The organism is Lactonifactor sp. BIOML-A5 (assembly GCF_009677585.1).
Taxonomy (GTDB): domain Bacteria; phylum Bacillota; class Clostridia; order Lachnospirales; family Lachnospiraceae; genus Lactonifactor.
Window position 1 is genome coordinate 1 of the sequence record NZ_WKYV01000042.1, and the last position, 20,183, is coordinate 20,183.

At 49.1% G+C, this 20,183-nt stretch carries 18 protein-coding genes; 14 read left to right on the forward strand and 4 right to left on the reverse strand.

Annotated features, from left to right (window positions below; genetic code table 11):
• Positions 1 to 180 precede the first annotated feature (180 nt).
• The 12 genes from GKG41_RS21525 (at position 181) to ilvA (ending at position 14,877) form a co-directional block, all read left to right on the forward strand.
• A complete protein-coding gene (locus GKG41_RS21525) occupies positions 181 to 708 on the forward strand; it encodes a DUF177 domain-containing protein (protein WP_154262185.1) in 528 nt (175 codons plus the stop codon).
• Between the two features lie 3 nt (positions 709 to 711).
• Positions 712 to 891: a 50S ribosomal protein L32 gene (rpmF, locus tag GKG41_RS21530; RefSeq protein ID WP_072852178.1), complete on the forward strand. Its 180-nt coding sequence runs from the start codon at positions 712 to 714 to the stop codon at positions 889 to 891.
• A gap of 205 nt (positions 892 to 1,096) precedes the next feature.
• Entirely contained in the window at positions 1,097 to 2,374 is a 1,278-nt protein-coding gene (locus tag GKG41_RS21535; protein ID WP_154262188.1) for an ABC transporter substrate-binding protein, read from the forward strand.
• The gene (locus GKG41_RS21540) at positions 2,371 to 5,721 is read left to right on the forward strand and encodes a response regulator (protein ID WP_347563389.1); all 3,351 of its coding nucleotides are present in this window, start codon (positions 2,371 to 2,373) and stop codon (positions 5,719 to 5,721) included. Before GKG41_RS21535 ends, GKG41_RS21540 begins: the two co-directional genes overlap by 4 nt.
• 122 nt (positions 5,722 to 5,843) lie before the next feature.
• On the forward strand, positions 5,844 to 6,143 hold the full coding sequence (locus GKG41_RS21545) for a hypothetical protein (RefSeq protein ID WP_154262191.1): 300 nt from the start codon (positions 5,844 to 5,846) through the stop codon (positions 6,141 to 6,143).
• Between the two features lie 120 nt (positions 6,144 to 6,263).
• Positions 6,264 to 7,001 carry a hypothetical protein gene (locus GKG41_RS21550; RefSeq protein ID WP_173015692.1) on the forward strand — a complete coding sequence of 246 codons (738 nt, stop codon included), beginning with the start codon at positions 6,264 to 6,266 and terminating at the stop codon, positions 6,999 to 7,001.
• Positions 7,002 to 7,077: 76 nt separating this feature from the next.
• Entirely contained in the window at positions 7,078 to 8,097 is a 1,020-nt protein-coding gene (plsX, locus tag GKG41_RS21555; protein WP_154262203.1) for a phosphate acyltransferase PlsX, read from the forward strand.
• Between the two features lie 16 nt (positions 8,098 to 8,113).
• The gene (gene acpP / locus GKG41_RS21560; protein WP_154262205.1) at positions 8,114 to 8,344 is read left to right on the forward strand and encodes an acyl carrier protein; all 231 of its coding nucleotides are present in this window, start codon (positions 8,114 to 8,116) and stop codon (positions 8,342 to 8,344) included.
• Between the two features lie 87 nt (positions 8,345 to 8,431).
• A complete protein-coding gene (rnc, locus tag GKG41_RS21565; RefSeq protein WP_173015691.1) occupies positions 8,432 to 9,121 on the forward strand; it encodes a ribonuclease III in 690 nt (229 codons plus the stop codon).
• Between the two features lie 11 nt (positions 9,122 to 9,132).
• Complete coding sequence (smc, locus tag GKG41_RS21570) at positions 9,133 to 12,702, forward strand: chromosome segregation protein SMC (RefSeq protein WP_154262216.1); 3,570 nt, start codon at positions 9,133 to 9,135, stop codon at positions 12,700 to 12,702.
• A gap of 11 nt (positions 12,703 to 12,713) precedes the next feature.
• On the forward strand, positions 12,714 to 13,661 hold the full coding sequence (ftsY, locus tag GKG41_RS21575; RefSeq protein ID WP_072852142.1) for a signal recognition particle-docking protein FtsY: 948 nt from the start codon (positions 12,714 to 12,716) through the stop codon (positions 13,659 to 13,661).
• A 4-nt stretch (positions 13,662 to 13,665) separates the two neighbouring features.
• Complete coding sequence (ilvA, locus tag GKG41_RS21580; protein WP_072852140.1) at positions 13,666 to 14,877, forward strand: threonine ammonia-lyase; 1,212 nt, start codon at positions 13,666 to 13,668, stop codon at positions 14,875 to 14,877.
• Positions 14,878 to 14,985: 108 nt separating this feature from the next.
• Here ilvA and GKG41_RS21585 read toward each other — a convergent pair whose 3' ends face one another.
• The 4 genes from GKG41_RS21585 to GKG41_RS21600 form a co-directional block, all read right to left on the reverse strand.
• Positions 14,986 to 15,417 carry a hypothetical protein gene (locus GKG41_RS21585; RefSeq protein ID WP_154262219.1) on the reverse strand — a complete coding sequence of 144 codons (432 nt, stop codon included), beginning with the start codon at positions 15,415 to 15,417 and terminating at the stop codon, positions 14,986 to 14,988.
• 102 nt (positions 15,418 to 15,519) lie between these two features.
• On the reverse strand, positions 15,520 to 16,254 hold the full coding sequence (locus GKG41_RS21590) for an ABC transporter permease (protein WP_154262222.1): 735 nt from the start codon (positions 16,252 to 16,254) through the stop codon (positions 15,520 to 15,522).
• Between the two features lies 1 nt (position 16,255).
• A complete protein-coding gene (locus GKG41_RS21595; RefSeq protein ID WP_154262225.1) occupies positions 16,256 to 17,005 on the reverse strand; it encodes an ABC transporter permease in 750 nt (249 codons plus the stop codon).
• Positions 17,005 to 17,919 (reverse strand): ABC transporter ATP-binding protein, encoded by a 915-nt coding sequence (locus GKG41_RS21600; protein ID WP_154262228.1) that lies wholly within the window; start codon positions 17,917 to 17,919, stop codon positions 17,005 to 17,007. Before GKG41_RS21600 ends, GKG41_RS21595 begins: the two co-directional genes overlap by 1 nt.
• A 172-nt stretch (positions 17,920 to 18,091) precedes the next feature.
• On the opposite strand from GKG41_RS21600, the gene GKG41_RS21605 reads away from it, so the two are divergent.
• Positions 18,092 to 18,796: a response regulator transcription factor gene (locus tag GKG41_RS21605; RefSeq protein ID WP_154262230.1), complete on the forward strand. Its 705-nt coding sequence runs from the start codon at positions 18,092 to 18,094 to the stop codon at positions 18,794 to 18,796.
• Entirely contained in the window at positions 18,793 to 20,160 is a 1,368-nt protein-coding gene (locus GKG41_RS21610; protein WP_154262234.1) for a HAMP domain-containing sensor histidine kinase, read from the forward strand. The genes GKG41_RS21605 and GKG41_RS21610 overlap by 4 nt, the downstream gene beginning before the upstream one ends.
• The last annotated feature ends 23 nt before the right edge of the window (positions 20,161 to 20,183 follow it).

Sequence of the window (20,183 nt, forward strand, 5' to 3'; positions counted from 1 at the left end):
AAGAGCCTGTTTAAAAAGTGACATTTTCTAAAGTTAATATAGCCTATAAAAAGTGACATTTTCTAAAGTTATTGACACCGGCTGTGTTATCCGGTTCAAAAATTGTTCTATTCTGGAAAAAATAGTTGACAAATGGCCATGCCCCAGGTATAATCAATAAGGTGTGATTAGGAGACTGTTATGCTAATTAATTTATCAGATATTTTATCCAAAGAGGGAGAAACACAACGTGTGGAAGCCATGGTGGACATGGAAAACTTCACCTCCAGGCTGGGAACTTTCCCTGTACAAAAGAAAACACCGGTACATTTTACCATTCAGAACAAAGGAAAAAAAGTACTGCAGATTAACGGAGAAGGAAGTGTGACTCTGTTGATCCCCTGCGGACGCTGTCTTTCGGACGTGCCTGAGGAGATTGTGTTTGCCTTTGAACGGGAAGTAGACATGAAGCAGTCAGAAGAAGAACGGATAAAAGATTTGGATGAAAGCAATTATATCACAGGAGGCAACCTGGATGTAGAGCAGTTAGTTTATAATGAGATTTTAATCAATTGGCCCTTACGGGTACTGTGTAAAGATGACTGCAAAGGAATCTGTAGCCATTGTGGAAAGAATTTGAACCAGGGTCCCTGTGACTGCAAGGTCGAGAACCTGGATCCCAGGATGGCGGTAATCAGTGATATATTCAGCAAGTTTAAGGAGGTGTAAACAATGTCCATCTGTCCAAAGAATAAAACTTCTAAAGCTAGAAGAGATAAAAGAAGAGCAAACTGGAAAATGAGCGCTCCGAATTTAGTAAAATGCAGCAAATGCGGAGAATTAATGATGCCTCACAGAGTATGCAAGGCATGTGGCTCTTACAACAAAAAAGAAATCATTTCCATGGATTAATCCTGGGAATGTAAAAGAAGACCGGGAAAAGGCCAATGGCTTTTTCCCGGTCTTCTTTTTGGCAGAACATGTTATACCATGCTAAAATAATGGATTACTACAATTCATTATGTTATACTTTAGTGTAAGGGTGCCGTATATCCCCTTGAAGGGCATATAATCCTGAAATGGAGTCCGGCATTTTAAATTAAAAGAGAGGCTGCAGATGAAAAGGAAAAAGATAGCAGGTTTATGTTCTGCACTATTCATGTTTTCCCTGATGCTTCCGGGATGCGGAAGTAAAAATCAGGTGGTAAACTATTGGGACGCAAATGAAGAGGTTACATCCATTACATTTTTCGGGAATAAATATGAACCGGAGAATGTTACGGTGATTGAAGAGATTATATCGGACTTTATGAGTGAAAATCCTGAAATAAGGGTTTCCTATGAGAGTCTGAAGGGGACAGAATATTATGAGGCTCTGGAGAAAAGGCTGTCTGCCGGAAAGGGCGACGATGTCTTTATGGTGAATCATGATATTGTGCTTAGGCTGGGGGAAGAGGGACAGTTGGCGGATCTCTCGGGGATTGCCTCTACAAATGAGTATACGGATCAGATGCTCAGTCAGATGGAGCGTGAGGGAAAGATTTTCTGGGTTCCCACTACAGTGTCGGCGTTTGGCCTTTACTGTAATCTGGATCTGCTGGAAGAGCATAAGCAAAAGATCCCGGAAAATCTTTCCCAATGGGAAGAGGTTTGCGGGTATTTTAAGGGACAGGGAATCACACCCATTATCGCCAATAATGATATCTCCTTAAAAACATTAGCAATAGGCGCCGGGTTTTATTCTGTGTATCAGGAGGGACGGCAGTCAGAGGTGTTTTCCCGGCTGAACCGGGGCGAAGATAGATTAAGTGAGTACCTGACCCCCGGGTTTTCACTGGCGGATCGCTTTGTCCGCAAGGGGTATATTGACGGGGAGAAGGCAGCGCATACAAAGAAAACCTCTGATGATCTGGAAGAGTTTGCAAAGGGGGGCTCTCCGTTTATGCTGACGGGGGCCTGGGCTGCCGGACGGGTCAGAGATATGGAACCAGGGTTTGAATTTCAGGTGGTTCCCCTCCCGGCTCTGGAGGACGGTGCGCTTATGGTAATCAACGCAGATACACGTCTGAGCGTAAATGCAAACAGCAAGAATGAGGCAGCGGCCAAACAGTTTGTGGAGTATTTTACACAGAGAGAGAATATTCAGCAATTTGCAGATCAGCAATCTTCCTTCAGTCCCCTGAAAGAGGGAAGCCCTTCCTCCAGGGAAGAAATTCAGCCTCTGATTGCCTGTTACCAGTCAGGCAGGACTGTGATTGGGGCAGACGGAATGCTGAATCTGCCCATTTGGGATCTGACGGCCCAGGCATCGGAGAAGCTGCTTGCGGGTGAAGCGCTGGAATCAGTTATGGACTGGATGGATCAAAGGGCTGAGGAAGAAAGGAGTGTGCCGTGATCAGGGAAGAAAGCAGAAGTTCAAAGAAGAAAATTGCTCTGGCCGCTGTCCTCATTGGAGCTGTTCTTATGCTCTTGACCTTTTCTTTTATTCAGTATGTCAAAAAGCAGCTCTGGGAACAATCGGTCAGTGCTATCGTGGAGAGCACCAGTCAGGGCTGCAATGCGCTGCAAATGCAGCTGCAGCACGACTTTGCGTCTATGAAAGCTGCCGCTGAAAAAATAAGTGAATTTTCAGGGGAACAGATGGAGCAGGCGGCCGGGCTGATGGAACAGTACAGCCGCATGGAGAGCAATATCAGTCTCTACCTGAGAGATGGAAGCTGCTATCCGGAGGGCCTGCAGAAGGACAGCCGGGCAGAGGCTGATCTGTGGGAGGGGGAGAGCCAGGAAGGTATTCTGAATCCCCATATCAGCAGCGCAACAGGAATGAATGTATTTGATCTATACGTAAAAGTAACCATGACTGACGGCACAGAGGGCTGTCTTGTGAAAGAGTATGAGGTAGTCAGCATAGCAGAAAGCTTCAGTCTGTCTTTCTACAAGGACTCGGGATTCTCCTATATCATCAATACACAGGGGGATGTTCTCATCCGCTCTCCCCATCCGAACAGTAATAAAACGGTTAAAAACCTGTTTGATATGCTGCCGGAATCCCAGAATCAGCCGGAGAGTCTTGAGGCATTTGCCAACTCTCTTCAAGAGTTCCACACGGGCTGGGCAGTGTTCCGCTATCAGGGGGAAGATACTGTTTTCTGCTACACACCGCTGAAGCTGGAGTCGGACTGGTATCTGATTTCCATTATTCCGGAAAAAGTGGTGAGTGAGCAGAGCCGGGATATTCTAACCCGCTCTATGGTTCTTATCGCCAGCATTATTCTGGGAATTATTTTTCTGGTACTATTTTACATCCGGTCTGCCGCCAAGACGAAAAGAAAACTGGATCACCAGGCGGAGTATATTGTACATCTGTACAATGTTATTCCTGAGGGCATTGCGCTGATTACAACAGACCCGCCTCACCGTTTTCTTCAGATTAATGAAGAAGGCCTGCGTCTGCTGCAATACCAGGAGGGCTCTCAAGATGATGTGCCGGAGGACGTTTCCCTCAGAGATATGATTCATCCGGAAGATTACGGGGAGGCTGCACAGCTTTTTCGGGAAACCTCCGAAGCCAGTGGGAAACATGTATTTACAGCCAGATTAAAAAGAGCGGAGGGCAGTTATTTTTGGGCCGGAGGCATTGTGGAAAAGACACAGGACGAAAACGGGGAACCTGTCCTGATTGCGGCTTTTCATGATATCACGGATGAAAAAACGGCGGAAGAGGCCAAAGAGAAGGAACAGCTTCAGGAGCGCATCACGCTGGTGGGAGCGCTTGCCAATGCCTATCCGGTTATTATCCAGGTGAATCTCACCAATGAAAAGCTGGGCTTCATATATGTCCAGCCCGGTCTTATGCTGGATCTTGGCAGACAAAAATCATACAGTGAGCTCTATGAAGATATGGCTGCTACCATCCATCCGGATCACGTGAGTAAGTTCCGGCTTCACTTTGCCCCTGAAAATCTTTATGGTACTCTTGGGCACACGAAAAACGAAGTTTTTATAGAGGCAAAGCAAATGCTTGCAGACGGCCGGTATCACTGGATCTCTACGCAGATTATTTATGTGGATAATCCTTATTCCGGGGATGAGCTGGCGATCCTCATATCCAGGAGGAGCGATGAACAGCGTTACGAGGAGGAACAGCGGCGCCAGGCGCTTCAGAGCGCTTTGGACAATGCAAATGCCGCGAACAGGGGGAAAAGCCAGTTTCTGTCTAATATGAGCCATGATATCCGAACGCCGATTAACGCCATAGTAGGCATGACCTCCATTGCCGCCGCTCATCTGGACGATACCAGGCGGGTGGATGAATGCCTGAAAAAGATTGCACTTTCCAGCCGACACCTTCTCGGACTGATCAACGATGTCCTGGATATGTCAAAAATTGAGAGCGGAAAGCTGACGCTTCGGGAGGAGCCTTTTAATTTTGCTGAATTAATTACAGAGACCGTAGAATTAATCCGGACGCAGGCATATGGAAAGCAGTTACAGACCGATGTCTGTCTGGCAGCCCTGAAAAACGAGAATGTAACAGGGGATCCTCTGCGTCTCCAGCAGGTGTGCCTGAATATTCTGAGCAACGCAGTTAAGTATACGCCCTCAGGGGGAAGGATTCGCATCGAGGTCAGCCAGGAGGACAGTACAGGGTTTGGCTATCAATGCTATGTGTTTCGCTGTGCGGATACAGGAATCGGCATGAAGGAAGAGTTTTTAAAGATGATTTTTCAGCCGTTTGAGCGTGCCCAGGATTCCACAAGCAGCAAGATTGCAGGGACCGGACTGGGTATGGCAATCACCAAGAACCTTGTGGATCTGATGAATGGAGAGATTCAGGTTGAAAGCAAGACCGGCATAGGTTCTGTATTTACCGTGAGGATTCCTCTGAAGGTGCAGGATGCCCCGGAGGAAAAAGTCCCCTATCATTGGAGGGGGGTCCGTACCCTGATTGTAGATGGGAATGTCCAATCCCGGGAAAATACTGTCCGGCTTCTGGCGGATATGGGACTTCCCGCAGAGGCTGTGGGAAGCGGAGAAGAGGCAGTCTCCTATATTATGGAGGCCCGGGATTCCGGAAATCCATGCGGTCTGGTATTTATTAATTGTTCTCCCGGGGAAGGCGGGGGCGCAGAAGCTGTCCGGCTTATCCGGGAACACTGTGGTGCCAAGAGTCCTGCGCTGGTACTTACCGCAGGAGAATGGGCGGAGATAGAATATGAGGGAAAAGAGACAGATGCCGCTGCGTTTTTATCCCTGCCCTTCTACCGGTCTAAGGTTTACCATCTCCTGAAAGAACTGGACAGCGGCAGCAGACTGCCCCAGCAGTCAGAAGAGACAGCCCCGGACTATTCCCGGAAGCGTCTGCTGCTGGTGGAGGACAACGAACTCAACAGAGAGATTGCTGTGGAGCTTATTGGCAGTACAGGCGTGCAGATAGAAGAAGCCTGTGACGGAGAGGAAGCGGTAAAAAAGGTGGAGGTCTCAGAGGAAGGCTATTATGACATGATCATCATGGATATAAAAATGCCCATTATGGACGGTTACGAGGCTACCAGAGTGATACGAAGCATGAACCGCCGGGATGTGAAAACTATCCCTATTGTGGCTATGACAGCCAATGCCTTTGAGGAGGATGTGCGGACAGCACTCCGTATGGGGATGAATGCCCATGTCTCAAAGCCTATTGACACAGGGATGCTGAATCAGCTGCTGGCTCAGTATTTATCGGATTCCGGGGCTTAGGCATGCGTTTGTATCTCAGCGAATGTGTGGATATTTTTCCCTCTTGCAGTATGGGGGGAGATTCCGTATAATAAAGCTGAGAAAAGAACAAATGTTCGAAAATGGGAAGGAGATGACTTGCAATGTCCAAGAATTTTAATATGGATGCTATGACCCTCCACCAGGTCAGGAATCCCAAAGCTCATATGTACCGCTCTATCTGTGTGATTGCTACCTTTAACAAGCTGGGAAGAGTGGAGCCGGTAGCACTTCGGTTCGAGACAGAGGAAGAGAAATTTGATGTCCGCATTGACCGTGTGCTTTCCTGTCAGTCTGAGTGGACGGATGCCATTGTGTTTCAGTGCCTGGTGACCGTGGGGGACAGGCAGCAGCAGGTGAAGCTGCTCTATGAGATCAGCGAGCATATCTGGCGTTTGCTGTAAGACTGCTTACCTCTTTTTTTCCTGTACAGTTGACAAATTGTTCGAGAATGAGTACACTTGTGGAGAAATAAATTTATCACGGGAGATTCTCCCCTCACTATGAGAAAAGGAGGAATTATAATGTACCAATTAAAAAAGGGGTTACTGGGCATTCTCTTTGGATGCTGTGTACTGTCTCTGACAGCCTGTAGTCCGCAGAAATATATTGACAAAATACTGGGCACAGAGAAGGCAGACGAGGAGGAATCCGTTCAGGAAGAAGTCATTCAGGAAGAACCGGAGGTCCCTGTGGCAAAACCTGAATTCACAGCCAATTTAAGCGGAAGCATGACCTACGGCCTGCACCAGGGAGCAACGCCCCTGAAGGTGGAAGCCTCTGTGAGCGACTCGGGAACGCTGACCTACCAGTGGTACCGGAATATGACGAATACCAACGGGGGCGGAACCATAATCGAGGGTGCCACGGACGATACGTATACCCCGCCAACGGATCAGCCGGGGATCTACTATTATTATGTAGTAGCCACCAACACGGTTCAGAATTCTACGGAGGGGACTACCAGTGAGACTGCGGAAGTCATTGTAAATGATGAAGAGGGCAATGTAGTGAACGCGGAATCCGGTCAGTGGAAGCAGGATGACAAAGGCTGGTGGTTTGAAAATGCTGACGGAAGCTTTATAAAGAGCCAGTGGAAAGAGATTCAGGGCAAATGGTACGTATTTGATGAGAACGGCTATATCAGAACGGGCTGGTTCCAGGACGGCGACAGCTGGTATTATCTGAACGAAGACGGCTCTATGGCAGCAGATAAAGACGTGGAAGGCTATCATCTGGGCAGTGACGGAAAGATGGAATAAAGAAAAATAACGGAAATGTTGCATTTTCTTTCGATGTTTAGTAATATTGTGGGTAGGTATTATTAGGAGGAAACACATGGACGAGTTAGTAAAAGTGGCAGTGGATGCCATGGGCGGAGACAATGCCCCGGCGGAGGCTGTAAAAGGTGCCATAGAAGCAGTGAATGAAAAAGAAAATCTGCAGGTACTCCTGGTAGGACAGGCACCGCTGATTGAGAAAGAGCTGGCGGGCTGTACCTACCCCAAGGAAAGAGTAACTATCATACCGGCTGCAGAGGTAATTGAGACCGGAGAACCTCCGGTAACAGCCATCAGAGGAAAGAAAGATTCTTCCATTGTAGTGGGGATGAAGATGGTCAAGAACCAGGAAGCTGACGCCTTTGTGTCCGCGGGAAGTACAGGAGCTGTGCTGGTTGGCGGGCAGGTTTTGGTAGGAAGAATCAAAGGTGTGGAACGCCCCCCTTTGGCACCGCTGATTCCCACCAGGGACGGTGTCTCGCTTCTGATCGACTGCGGGGCTAATGTGGACGCGCGGCCCTCCCATCTGGTGCAGTTTGCCCGCATGGGATCCGTCTATATGGAACACGTCGTAGGAATCAGGAACCCCCGTGTGGCGATTGTCAATATCGGTGCGGAGGAGGAGAAGGGCAATGCTCTGGTGAAGGAAACCTTTCCTCTGCTGAAAGAGTGCAGCGATATTAACTTTGTGGGAAATATTGAGGCCAGGGACATTCCAAACGGAGATGCCGACGTCATTGTCTGTGAGGCATTTGTGGGAAATGTTATACTGAAATTGTACGAAGGTGTGGGCAATACCCTCATATCCAAGATAAAAGGAGCGATGGTATCCAGCTTCCGGGGCAAACTGGGGGCACTTCTGGTGAAGCCCTCACTGAAAAAGGTGCTGAAAAGCTTTGATGCCAGCCAGTACGGCGGTGCGCCGCTTCTGGGACTGAAAGGACTGGTGGTAAAGTGCCACGGAAGTTCCAAGGCGTCAGAATTCAAGAATTCTATTATCCAATGTATTCAATTTAAAAACCAGGATATCAACGGCAAAATCAAAGACCATATTTCTGGTAATGTAGAAGAAAATTAAGGGAGGATTACATGACATGGAATTGGAAAAGTTACAAAAGATTATTGCAGAGGTATTAAATGTTGATACGGAGGAGATTACACCGGACACTACATTTGTAGATGATTTAGGGGCAGATTCCCTTGACATTTTCCAGATCATTATGGGGATTGAAGAGGAATTCGATATTGAGATCCCAACGGAGGAAGCTGAACAGATTGTCTCAGTGGGCGATGCCGTTGAGCAGATTAAAAAAGCAATCGGATAATGCTTAGAGAAACAGGGCTGTTGCACTATCTTGGTGCAGCAGCTTTTCTGATAAAGGATATCTGAAGAACAGAAAAAGGAGAGAACTATGGGACGTTACGACGGACTGCTGGAGCTGGAGCGTATCATCGGATACACTTTTCAGGACATGGAGCTTCTGAACCAGGCGCTGATACACAGCTCCTTTACCAATGAACACAGAATGGATAAGCTTTATAACAATGAACGTCTGGAATTTTTAGGCGACGCGGTGCTGGAGGTGGTTACCAGCGAATTTTTATATCTGAATTACCCGAACCAGCCGGAGGGAGAACTGACAAAAAAGCGCGCAAGTCTGGTATGTGAGCCTACCCTTGCATTCTGCGGCCGGGAGCTGTCTCTGGGCAGGTACCTGAGATTGGGAAAGGGTGAGGATGCCACAGGTGGAAGAACGCGGGACTCCATTATCTCAGACGCTGTGGAGGCTGTCATTGGAGCTATCTATTTGGATGGTGGTTTTGCTAATGCAAAAGAGTTTATTCTGGCCCACGTGCTCAATGACGTGGAGCACAAACAGCTCTTTTATGATAGCAAGACTACCCTGCAGGAAATTGTCCAGGGGGAATACACATCAGAAGTAGTATATGTACTGACAAAGGAAGAAGGCCCGGATCACAATAAGACCTTTACCGTGGAGGCGCAGCTGGAAGGAAAAGTCATCGGGCACGGACAGGGAAGGACGAAAAAGGCCGCAGAACAACAGGCTGCCTATAATGCCATCCGCTTACTAAAAAAATAGGCAGGTGAAGTATGTATCTTAAAAGTATTGACGTGCAGGGATTCAAGTCCTTTGCCAACAAAATAACCTTTGAATTCCACAACGGAATCACCGGTATCGTGGGTCCAAACGGCAGCGGAAAAAGCAATGTGGCCGATGCGGTGCGCTGGGTTCTGGGGGAGCAGAGCGCCAAGCAGCTTCGCGGGGGGAACATGCAGGATGTTATCTTTTCCGGAACAGAGACCAGGAAACCCCTGGGTTTCGCCTATGTGGCCATTACCCTGGACAACTCTGACCACCAGCTTCCCATTGATTATGAGGAGGTAACGGTGGCCAGGCGTCTGTACCGTTCCGGTGAGAGCGAATATCTTTTAAACGGGACCTCCTGCAGGCTGAAGGATGTGAATGAACTTTTTTACGATACCGGTATCGGAAAGGAAGGATATTCCATCATTGGCCAGGGACAGATTGACAAGATCTTAAGCGGAAAGCCGGAGGAGAGAAGAGAACTCTTTGATGAAGCCGCGGGAATCGTCAAGTTCAAGAGACGTAAGGCCACTGCCCTGAAAAAACTGGAGGAGGAGCAGCAGAACCTGACCCGTGTCAATGATATTTTATCTGAGCTGTCCAGGCAGCTGGGACCCCTGGAACGGCAGTCAGAGACTGCGAAGATTTATCTGAAGAAAAAGGATGAATTAAAGCAGCTGGATATCAATATGTTTCTGCTGGAGATGGAGCACAGCAAGAGCCAGCTGCAGGAGATAGAGCAGAAATATAGGATAGCCAGAGATGACCTTTCGGAGACGCAGGAGGCGTTCGCTATCACAAAAACTGAGTACGAGAAGGCAGAAGCTGAGCTGGAGCAGCTGGATCTCAGAATTGAGAAGGCCAGGGAAGAGGCCGGCCAGAAAGCTCTTATGAAGCAGCAGCTGGAAGGAGAGATTAATGTTCTCCGGGAGCAGATTAATACGGCCCGGATGAATGACGAGCATTTCCAGAACCGCGCCCTGGAGATTAAAAGTGAGATTGAAAAGAAAAAAGAGGATATCACAGAGCTTGAAGGGCAGAAGGCAGATCTTAAACGGGAGATAGCAGCGGTAAGCGCCGGACAGACAGAGAAGCAGAAGTCGTACGACAGCCTGGCCGGTGATATCACAGAGCTTCTGGAGAAGATGGAGGAGGCAAAAAGTGAAATCATTGAGCTGCTGAATCAGAAATCTTCTATAAAGGGGAAACTGCAGCGATTTGAGGCCATGCGGGAACAGATTTCCATTCGCAAGGCAGAGCTGAACAAGCAGATCCTGATTTTAAAGAGCCAGGAAAACGAGCAGGAACAGATTCAGAAGGAACAGGAAGAAGAACTTGCCCGGCTGGGAAAAGAGATTCAGAAGTATACAGGGGAGAGCCAAAATACGGAAGCAGAGATTCAGAAGCTCCAGACTCTGATAGCCAAAGGCGGCAGGGAGATGGAGATCGGGCAGACTGCCTATCACAGAGAGGCTTCCAGGCTGGAATCCTTAAAAAACCTCACGGAGCGGTATGACGGCTACGGCAATAGTATCCGCAGGGTGATGGAGCAGAAAAAGAATCAGCCGGGGATCAAAGGTGTGGTGGCGGATCTCATTAAGGTAGACAAGAGATATGAAACTGCCATAGAAACTGCTCTGGGAGGAAGCATTCAGAATATTGTAGCGGATAATGAAAATACGGCCAAGACAATGATTTCCTTCCTGAAAAAGAACCGGTACGGAAGGGCGACCTTTCTTCCTCTGACCAGTATGGCCCAGAATAAAAAGGCTATGGTGAACCAGGAGGCCCGAAAGGAGCCGGGTGTGATCGGCGTGGCCAGTGAGCTTGTGCAGGCAGAGCCGGAATACCAGGGGATGATTCATCATCTGCTGGGGCGGACACTGGTGGTTGACCATATGGATCACGGAATCGCCATTTCCAAAAAGTATCATTACTCCATCCGGATGGTAACCGTGGAAGGAGATCTCCTGAGTCCGGGCGGTTCCCTCACCGGAGGCGCGTTTAAGAACAGCAGCAATCTTCTGGGGAGAAGAAGAGAGATTGAAGAACTGGAGTCCAGTGTGAAGGCTTTAAAAGCCGATATGGATCAGATGCAGAAAACGCTGGAGGGTTACAGAAACAGCAGAAATGCCCTCCGGGAGCATCTGGGCAGCCTGGGAGAGAAGCTTCAGGAGCTGTATCTGGCAGAGAATACTGCCCGGATGAATATGACCTCCGCAGAGGAACGGTACGCGGGGATCCGGGAACGATATACCAGACTGGGCCAGGAGGCCAAAGAGATTGAGACGCAGATGTCTGAGATTGCGGACAGCAGCGGTTCCATTCAGGGAGAGATAGATGCATTTGACCTGAGAGAGGCAGAACAGAACCGGATCATTGAGGAAACGCAGAAGCTTCTGGAGGAAAAGCGGGAGGCAGAAGCCCTTCTTTCCAGGGAGCTGGAGGAGATTCACCTGGAAGCTGCCAATCTGTCCTCAAAAAAGGGATTCCTGGTGCAGAACTTGAACCGTATCACAGAGGAAATAGACAATCTGGAGCAGCAGCTGGCGGATATGGATGTAAATCTGGAGGAGGGAGCCAAGGATATTGCCAAAAAGGAGAGGGATATCTCTGAGATTCAGAAAACCATAGAGGCTGCTCGGCAGACGGAAGAGGACGATGAGAGGCAGATGAAGGAATACCTGGCCAAAAAGGAAGAGATAAATCTTTCCCACAAGTCTTTCTTTCAGAAGCGGGATGAGCTCTCAGGACGCATGAATCTTCTGGACAAAGAGTGCTTCCGACTGAACGGCCAGAAAGAAAAGCTGGAAGAGTTCCAGGAAAATCAAATCAACTACATGTGGGAAGAGTATGAAATTACACTGGGGCAGGCCCTGGAAAACCGGCCCGAAGAACTGGGAGAGCGGGGGGCAATCAAGAAGAGCATCGCCGGAATCAAGGATGAGATCCGCAAGCTGGGAGATGTGAATGTGAACGCAATTGAAGACTATAAAAATCTTCTGGAGCGCCATACCTTCCTTGCTGCCCAGCATGAGGACCTGGTTAAGGCAGAAGAAACGCTCCTGGGAATTATTGAGGAGCTGGACAGCGGGATGCGGAAACAATTTACCGAGAAATTCGCCCAGATCCAGGTGGAATTCGACAAAGCATTCAAGGAACTTTTCGGGGGCGGCAAGGGAACTCTGGAACTGATGGAAGAGGAGGAGGGGGATGTTCTGGAAGCAGGGATACGGATTATCTCGCAGCCGCCTGGAAAGAAGCTTCAGAATATGATGCAGCTTTCCGGAGGGGAAAAGGCTCTCACCGCCATTGCACTGCTTTTTGCCATCCAGAATCTAAAGCCATCTCCCTTCTGTCTTCTGGACGAGATCGAGGCTGCTCTGGATGACTCCAACGTAACGAGATATGCACAATATTTACATAAGTTGACAAAGAATACACAATTTATTATTATAACACATAGAAGAGGTACCATGACGGCTGCGGACCGTCTCTATGGTATCACCATGCAGGAGAAAGGAATCTCCACGCTGGTGTCTGTCAACTTAATAGAAAATGATTTAGACAAGTAGGAGGAGAAAGAATGTCAGAGGAAAAGGAAAAGCGCGGCTTTTTTCGCAGACTGGTGGAAGGCTTATCCAAGACCAGAGACAATATTGTATCCGGCATAGACTCCATTTTCAGTGGTTTTTCCAGCATTGATGATGATTTCTATGAGGAGATCGAAGAGATACTGGTTATGGGCGATATTGGAATTAATACCACGAATGCGATTATACAGAACCTGAAGGAACAGGTGGCAGAGAAAAAGATCAAGGAGCCCTCAGAGTGCAAACAGCTCCTGATAGACAGCATTAAAGCGCAGATGGATGTGGGGGAGACTGCCTACGAATTCGAAAACCAGAAGTCTGTCGTACTGGTGATCGGCGTCAACGGGGTGGGGAAAACCACTTCTGTGGGAAAGTTGGCCGGGAAGCTGAAGGATCAGGGAAAAAAAGTAATCCTGGCAGCCGCAGATACCTTCCGTGCGGCGGCTACGGAGCAGCTGAGCCAGTGGGCGAACCGTGCGGGGGTTGAGATTATCACCGGCCAGAACGGGGCGGACCCGGCAGCTGTTGTCTATGATGCAATTGCGGCTGCAAAGGCAAGAAATGCAGATGTTCTTCTGTGTGATACGGCAGGAAGACTCCATAACAAGAAAAACCTTATGGCTGAGCTGAAAAAGATTTACCGTATCATCGAAAGAGAGTATGCGGACGCCCATCTGGAGACGCTGGTTGTGTTAGACGGAACCACAGGGCAGAACGCCCTGGTGCAGGCCAGACAGTTTAAGGAAGTGGCGGATATTACAGGAATTATTCTTACTAAGCTGGACGGCACCGCAAAGGGCGGAATTGCTGTGGCAATTCAGGCTGAGCTTGATATCCCGGTGAAGTATATAGGTGTGGGAGAGAGCATCGACGATCTGCAGAAATTTAATGCAGATGAATTTGTAAATGCATTATTTGATATTAAACAGGAAGAAGGATAAGGATATGTTAACATTAGACAGGTTCGAAGAAGCATCGGAAGTTGTAAAACAGGTAACCCAGGAGACAAAATTAGTCTACAGCGATTACTTCAGCAGACAGACAGGAAACAAGGTATACCTGAAGCCGGAGAATATGCAGCTTACAGGGGCCTACAAGCTCAGGGGAGCCTATTACAAAATCAGCACCCTGTCTGAGGAGGAGAGAGAAAAGGGATTGATCACCGCGTCCGCGGGGAATCACGCCCAGGGGGTAGCTTATGCCGCCAAGGCCTTTGGCGCCAAGGCAGTCATTGTTATGCCCACCACCACGCCTCTCATTAAAGTGGAGCGCACCAAAAGCTACGGGGCCGAGGTTGTGCTTTCCGGAGATGTGTATGATGAGGCCTGTGCCAAAGCGTATGAGCTGGCAGAGGAACATGGGTATACCTTTATTCATCCCTTTGACGATCCGGCGGTTGCCACCGGACAGGGAACCATTGCCATGGAAATTGTAAAGGAGCTTCCGCTGGTAGACTATATACTGGTGCCCATCGGGGGAGGGGGCCTGGCTACCGGAGTGTCCACTCTGGCAAAGCTTCTGAATCCAAATATAAAGGTGATCGGCGTGGAGCCTGCAGGAGCTAACTGTATGCAGGCATCTCTGGAAAAAGGGGAAGTGGTAACTCTTCCCAATGTGAATACCATCGCAGACGGCACCGCGGTAAAAACCCCGGGAGAGGTGATTTTCCCCTATATCCAGCAGAATCTGGACGATATCATTACCGTAGAGGACGATGAGCTCATCGTTGCCTTCCTGGACATGGTGGAAAACCACAAAATGATCGTTGAAAATTCAGGCCTGCTGACCGTAGCAGCTTTAAAGCATCTTCCTGTGAAAAAGAAAAAGATAGTATCTATCTTAAGCGGGGGCAATATGGATGTGATTACTATGTCATCTGTGGTACAGCACGGATTGATCCAAAGAGACCGTATCTTTACCGTATCCGTTCTTCTTCCGGATAAGCCAGGGGAACTGGTCCGGGTGGCAAGTGTCATTGCCGGGGAGCGGGGAAATGTCATCAAGCTGGATCATAACCAGTTTGTAAGCACTAACAGAAGTGCGGCAGTGGAGCTGAAGATTACCCTGGAAGCATTTGGAACGGAGCATAAAAAGCAGATTGTAACCGCTCTGGAAAAGGAAGGCTACCGGCCGAAGCTTATCCGGGCGAATCTGTAGCATGTGATTTATGGGATGGGAATGAAAAGGAGAAGGCAAAGCAACTAACGGCTGCTTTGCCTTCTCTTTTTCTATTTAAAACCCTATGCGCATCTTTTTTTGGGCCTGTTAAGCAGGAAAACGGCCCTCTCTTGCAGTCTCCAGAGCAGCTACCCTCTGTTCCAGGTTGTCCAGAAGATCGGTATGTCTGTTGGTTGTGATTTTGTAAAGCACCACATCATTTTCTGTCTCCAGAATTTGGTAAAGTTTTTTGTTCAGCTCTATGTGATTCTCGGCTATAATGGAAATATTGCGGTTTGTCACGGTCTCCAGTGTAGAGCTGACGGCCCGCTGCCTGGTATCCAGTGTTTCTATGTCCTGTTTGATAGAACGAATATCCTTCTGCACAGTTTCAAGTGAATGCTCCATGGAATCTAAGCGCTTTTCAAAAGAATCCATGCGCTTTTCAAAAGAATCCATGCGCTTTTCAAAGGAATCCATGCGTCGTTCTAAGGACTTCATGATCTGCAGCATTTCCTGTAAGATAGTTTGATCTTCCATTTATCTTCTCCTTTCTGAATTTCCCCCTACGTAAAGAGTAACACAGAAGAACGTCAAAGTAAATCGGACAAAGTACCAAAAAGAATAGTCGGCCTAGTCACTCTATTCTGACTTTACATCCCGAATTCTCATCCAAAGGATTCCAAGGAAGCAGAAGAGTGCAGAGAATCCCAGACATGCGGCAATGAGCACAGGAACGGGATAGGGCAGGTCACCCTTTGGATTGTTGGCATTCATCCCCAGGGCCATGAGAGAGAAGGGGGATAAAAGGCCAAATCCTTGCAGATACAGGCCCATTCCTGCAAGCCCCCCGGCAAAAGCAATGGCCACCGGAACCGCAAAGCTTCTGAAAATCAGAGCACAGAGCAGCTGGAAGGCGGCGATTGCCATTCCGGACAGAATCCCCAGAAGTGTCCACAGAAAAATCTCTCTCCAGGGAAACGGCGCTGTGAGGCCCAGGAAGATCCCTGCCAGAAAATAGAGCAGCACCAGAAACAGCTGTGTAATAAAAATCAGGCCTCCTGCAGTGAGCCATTTCCCCAGAAAAAGGGAGGAGCTTCTCACCGGAAGCGTCATAAGCAGATTCCAGTTGTGGTTCAGATGCTCCAGACGGAAGAGGTAGGAGCAGTAGAGCCCAATAAGAGCCGGAAAGAAAAAGTAGCAGTAAAACAAGGTGACCTGGGTCCAGAGACTGTACCACTGACTGGTAAGAATACCGGTGTTCCCGGCATAATTGGCACTCCCCAGAAATGCGGGGATCAGCGGGATACCAAGAACTGCCAGCCAGATACAGGAATGTTTCAATTTGCAGCGTTCGGTTTTCAAGATACGGTTCATGTCAGACCTCCTTTTTTCTTAGCAGAATCCGCCCTGCTGGATAAAGAATCACAAGGAGAATCACTGCCGGGATCCAGTCCGCCCAGGGGATAGGGATAAAAGTATAGTGAGCAGTTACCGCCTCCAAATCATAAGAGACAGCCACAGAGGAAAGGCGGGAATAATAGCCCCAGGGAATCAAAAGTCCCAGACTCTTCGGAAAAAGGTTGCTTAAAAACCCAATAAATGCCCCGAGGAGTCCTGCGGTCAGGGGAATTAACTGGTTGGCATACACCATGGAGAGAATCTGGTAAATGAGATAAATGACCAGATTCACCCCGGAACAAACCCAAAAGGCGTAAGCCAGCTGCCCCCCTGGCACAGGCCCGTAAAAGCCCTGGAGTTTTCCTGCGGCTGCAATCACCAGAGTCTGGAGAAACCCGCAGAGGAACATCCAGAGATAGCCGTACAGAAGCTTGCCGTGAAAGATTCCGGAAGAGGGGGTTAGGGTTTTTAACAGTTTCAGTGTCTGGCCTTTATGCTCCATGTCCCAGACCCTGGAAGCAGTTACAGAGGCCAGAACAGGCATGGTCAGACAGTTCAGCATCTGCGTGCCGATGATAACAAAGGCCCAGCCGTCTCTCAGATCTTCCCCGTCCATCCGGCCTGTGGTCCACAAGATCCATAAAAGCTGGAATCCCAGAATAAGAAGCGGCATCACCCAGATCTTCCTGTGGCGGCATTTGCGGGCCTCCAGTGCGAATGCGTTCATCAGAGGCTCACCGCCTTTCCGGTTAATTCCAGGAAGATATCTTCCAGACTTTTGCAGTCTTCTTCAATGCGGGCGATCCCCACATGTTCCGCGGTTAAAAGCTGCACATAGGAAGCTACTTCCTCGTCTTCTGCATAAGGAAGGGCGATCCTGTCTTCTGTTTCCTGAAAGGCAATCCCGTTGGTCCGCAGGATATTGGCGGCGCGGCTGTTGTCCAGTGTGCCCAGAAGAAGACGGCGGCTGCTCCTGGCGTGAAGACTTTCCAGACTGTTTTGAAAAACGAGTTCTCCCTTATGAATGATGCCTACTGTACTGGCCAGCTGGTCAATCTCCGTGAGCAGATGGCTGGATACTACTACCGTCATCTGCTCACGGGAGGGAAGGGAGAGAATGAGCTCCCGCATTTCCTGGATGCCCGCGGGGTCCAGGCCATTGGTGGGCTCATCCAGAATCAGAAGCCGGGGATGGGACAGAAGGGCACAGGCCAGCCCCAGGCGCTGCTTCATGCCCAGGGAGTACTGGCTCACCTTTTTGTCCTTTTGCTGGGTCAGGCGTACCGTCTTCAGCACTTCCTTCACATTAGCATCCGGCAACTGACGGATGGTCTGGATCAGACGCAGATTCTCTTCCCCTGTGAGGTGTCCGTAGTAACTGGGGGATTCGATAAGACTTCCCACATTTTTTAGTATGGACAGACGGCTGCGGGAATTGACTTCTTTTCCGAAGACTGTGATGGTGCCCCGGGTGGGTGCGGCAAGTCCCAGAATCAGCTTCAGGGTGGTGGATTTGCCTGCACCGTTGGGGCCCAGAAAGCCGTAGATGGACCCCTCCGGCACTGCCAGATCCAGATCCTTTACAGTCATAACCGTTCCGTACTTCTTGCACAGTCCGTTGGTTTTAATCATATATGGCATATTGCTTGCTCCTTTCTTTTCTCTCTGTCTCAAAGGATACCAGATTCCGCTTACAGGAAACTAAAGGCTGCCTTACATTTACCTTACATTTTGCCGGGGAGGCAGTTTTTTCTGCTTTTCTGGGGTATAATGAAGGAAAAATACTGTAAATGCTGAGAGGTGACATAAGTATATGGAATCAATTTACGAGTGCAAAATTTTGATCGTGGATGATGAGCGGGGGATTCTGGAGATGACAGAGAAGATACTCCGGCAGGAAGGATATTATAAAATATATAAAGCCGGCTGCTGTCGGGAGGCCAGGGAGGCATTCTGGCAGGTAAAACCGGAAGGGATCATTCTGGACGTAATGCTGCCGGATGGAGATGGGTTTCAGGTGATGCGTGATTTTCGCATGGAGTCCCAGGCGCCGGTGCTTTTTTTGTCGGCCAGGGACGAGGATGAGAATCGGTTGCTGGGGTTAGGACTGGGAGCAGATGATTATATTACTAAACCGTTTTTGCCCAGGGAGCTTTTGCTGAGACTGGGGGCTGTCCTGAAAAGGGTTTATTTTCCAGCGGTGGAACGGGATGGAAAGCTTCCGGTATTCCCGGTGGGGGAACGCAGCGTGGATTTGAACAAAGGCACTGTGGATTTTGGGGATGTCAGCCTGACTTTGACTGCCAAGGAGTACGCGCTGCTTAAGAAGCTTTATGAGAATAAAGGAAATATTGTTACCATAGACAGCCTCTGTCAGGCGGTCTGGGGAGAGGACAGCTATGGGTATGAGAATACACTGATGGTGCATATGAGAAGGCTGCGGGAAAAAATAGAGGAGAATCCCTCTGCGCCTGCACATCTTCTCACGGTACGGGGACTGGGGTATAAACTGGTATGAAAAGTTTTTTAAAGATTCAGATGCGCTACGGACTAATGGCAGCCGGGATTGCCTTGCTGCTGGTAGTGTTAAATATCACCTTTTTTCTGGGGTATATGCTGCGGTACGGAGAGCGTGGGATTACACACACCTATTTTAGAATGGCAGAGATTACGGACAGCCTTGTAAAGGAAGCCGATGGGTATCACATGCCGGGGGAATCTATGGCAACTGTTGAAAAAGAGTTTGTCTGGGCAATGCTGCTGGATGGGGAGGGAAATGTAGTCTGGAGCTGGGAACTGCCAGAAAAGCTGAAGAAAAAGTATTCCATTCAGGACGTAGCGGCATTTGCCAAATGGTATCTGGAGGACTATCCGGTAAAAACATATGTTCATCCGGACGGGATTGCTGTCTATGGGGAGGCGAAGGGCAGCACCTGGAAGACCAGGCTTGAGCTTCCGGAACAGGTAATCGCCTATTTCCCACAGGGGGTTTGGGGGCTGTTTCTGGTAAATCTCATTCTGGCTCTGGGGCTGGCCGCATTGCTGGGATACCGTTTGTTCCGGTCCCTGCGTCCTCTGGCGGAGGGAATTGAACAGATGGAGGAAAAAGAACCCACAGATCTGGAGGAGACAGGACCGTTAAAGGAGCTGGCAGCCAGAATCAACAGAACCTCCCGGGAGCTTGCCAGCCAGCATGCTGTACTGCAGAAAAAAGACACGGCCAGAACCACATGGATTGCAGGAGTATCCCATGATATCCGCACTCCCCTGTCTCTGGTCCTGGGATATGCCAGCCAGCTGGAGGAAAGTCCGCATCTGACAGAAGAGGAACACCGGCAGGCTGAGGTCATCCGTATGCAGAGCCTGAAGATCAGGCAGCTGGTCAGCGATCTGAACCTAGCATCAAAGTTGGAGTACGAAATGCAGCCTCTGTCAGTGGAAGACATACGTATGGCAGGACTTTTGAGGAAAATAGCCACAGAATTTATGAATCAGAGCAAGGGCGGGGACCTGGAGATTCTTGTGCAGATCCCCGAGGAAGCCCGGAATCTAAAGGTGCAGGGAGACAGAAAACTATTGGAGCGGGCCGTGGGAAATGTGATTCAGAACAGCATCAGGCACAGTGGAAAGAATGGAAAGTGCAGGATAGAGGTGCAATTAAAAGACATGGAGCAGCAGTGCCAGATTGTGATCACAGACAACGGACCAGGGTTCCCGGAAGAAGTATTGCGCCGCCAGGGAGACCAGCAGATGGAGGTAGGAAACAGCCACGGGCTGGGACTGAAAATCGTCCAGCAGATAGCCAGGGCGCATGGAGGGGAGATGGTGTTGGCGAACGGAGATAAGGGCGGGAGAGTGACAATAGAGATCCGCAGACAGTGAAAAAGGGACAGGGCAGGGGGGGA

Coding starts and splice junctions, on each gene's coding strand:
- acpP (WP_154262205.1), top strand. CDS start 8,114: ATGGAATTGGAAAAGTTACAAAAGATTATTGCAGAGGTATTAAATGTT.
- GKG41_RS21595 (WP_154262225.1), bottom strand. CDS start 17,005: ATGAACGCATTCGCACTGGAGGCCCGCAAATGCCGCCACAGGAAGATC.
- GKG41_RS21535 (WP_154262188.1), top strand. CDS start 1,097: ATGAAAAGGAAAAAGATAGCAGGTTTATGTTCTGCACTATTCATGTTT.
- rnc (WP_173015691.1), top strand. CDS start 8,432: ATGGGACGTTACGACGGACTGCTGGAGCTGGAGCGTATCATCGGATAC.
- smc (WP_154262216.1), top strand. CDS start 9,133: ATGTATCTTAAAAGTATTGACGTGCAGGGATTCAAGTCCTTTGCCAAC.
- GKG41_RS21550 (WP_173015692.1), top strand. CDS start 6,264: ATGTACCAATTAAAAAAGGGGTTACTGGGCATTCTCTTTGGATGCTGT.
- plsX (WP_154262203.1), top strand. CDS start 7,078: ATGGACGAGTTAGTAAAAGTGGCAGTGGATGCCATGGGCGGAGACAAT.
- ilvA (WP_072852140.1), top strand. CDS start 13,666: ATGTTAACATTAGACAGGTTCGAAGAAGCATCGGAAGTTGTAAAACAG.
- rpmF (WP_072852178.1), top strand. CDS start 712: ATGTCCATCTGTCCAAAGAATAAAACTTCTAAAGCTAGAAGAGATAAA.
- GKG41_RS21525 (WP_154262185.1), top strand. CDS start 181: ATGCTAATTAATTTATCAGATATTTTATCCAAAGAGGGAGAAACACAA.
- GKG41_RS21600 (WP_154262228.1), bottom strand. CDS start 17,919: ATGCCATATATGATTAAAACCAACGGACTGTGCAAGAAGTACGGAACG.
- ftsY (WP_072852142.1), top strand. CDS start 12,714: ATGTCAGAGGAAAAGGAAAAGCGCGGCTTTTTTCGCAGACTGGTGGAA.
- GKG41_RS21605 (WP_154262230.1), top strand. CDS start 18,092: ATGGAATCAATTTACGAGTGCAAAATTTTGATCGTGGATGATGAGCGG.
- GKG41_RS21545 (WP_154262191.1), top strand. CDS start 5,844: ATGTCCAAGAATTTTAATATGGATGCTATGACCCTCCACCAGGTCAGG.
- GKG41_RS21585 (WP_154262219.1), bottom strand. CDS start 15,417: ATGGAAGATCAAACTATCTTACAGGAAATGCTGCAGATCATGAAGTCC.
- GKG41_RS21610 (WP_154262234.1), top strand. CDS start 18,793: ATGAAAAGTTTTTTAAAGATTCAGATGCGCTACGGACTAATGGCAGCC.
- GKG41_RS21590 (WP_154262222.1), bottom strand. CDS start 16,254: ATGAACCGTATCTTGAAAACCGAACGCTGCAAATTGAAACATTCCTGT.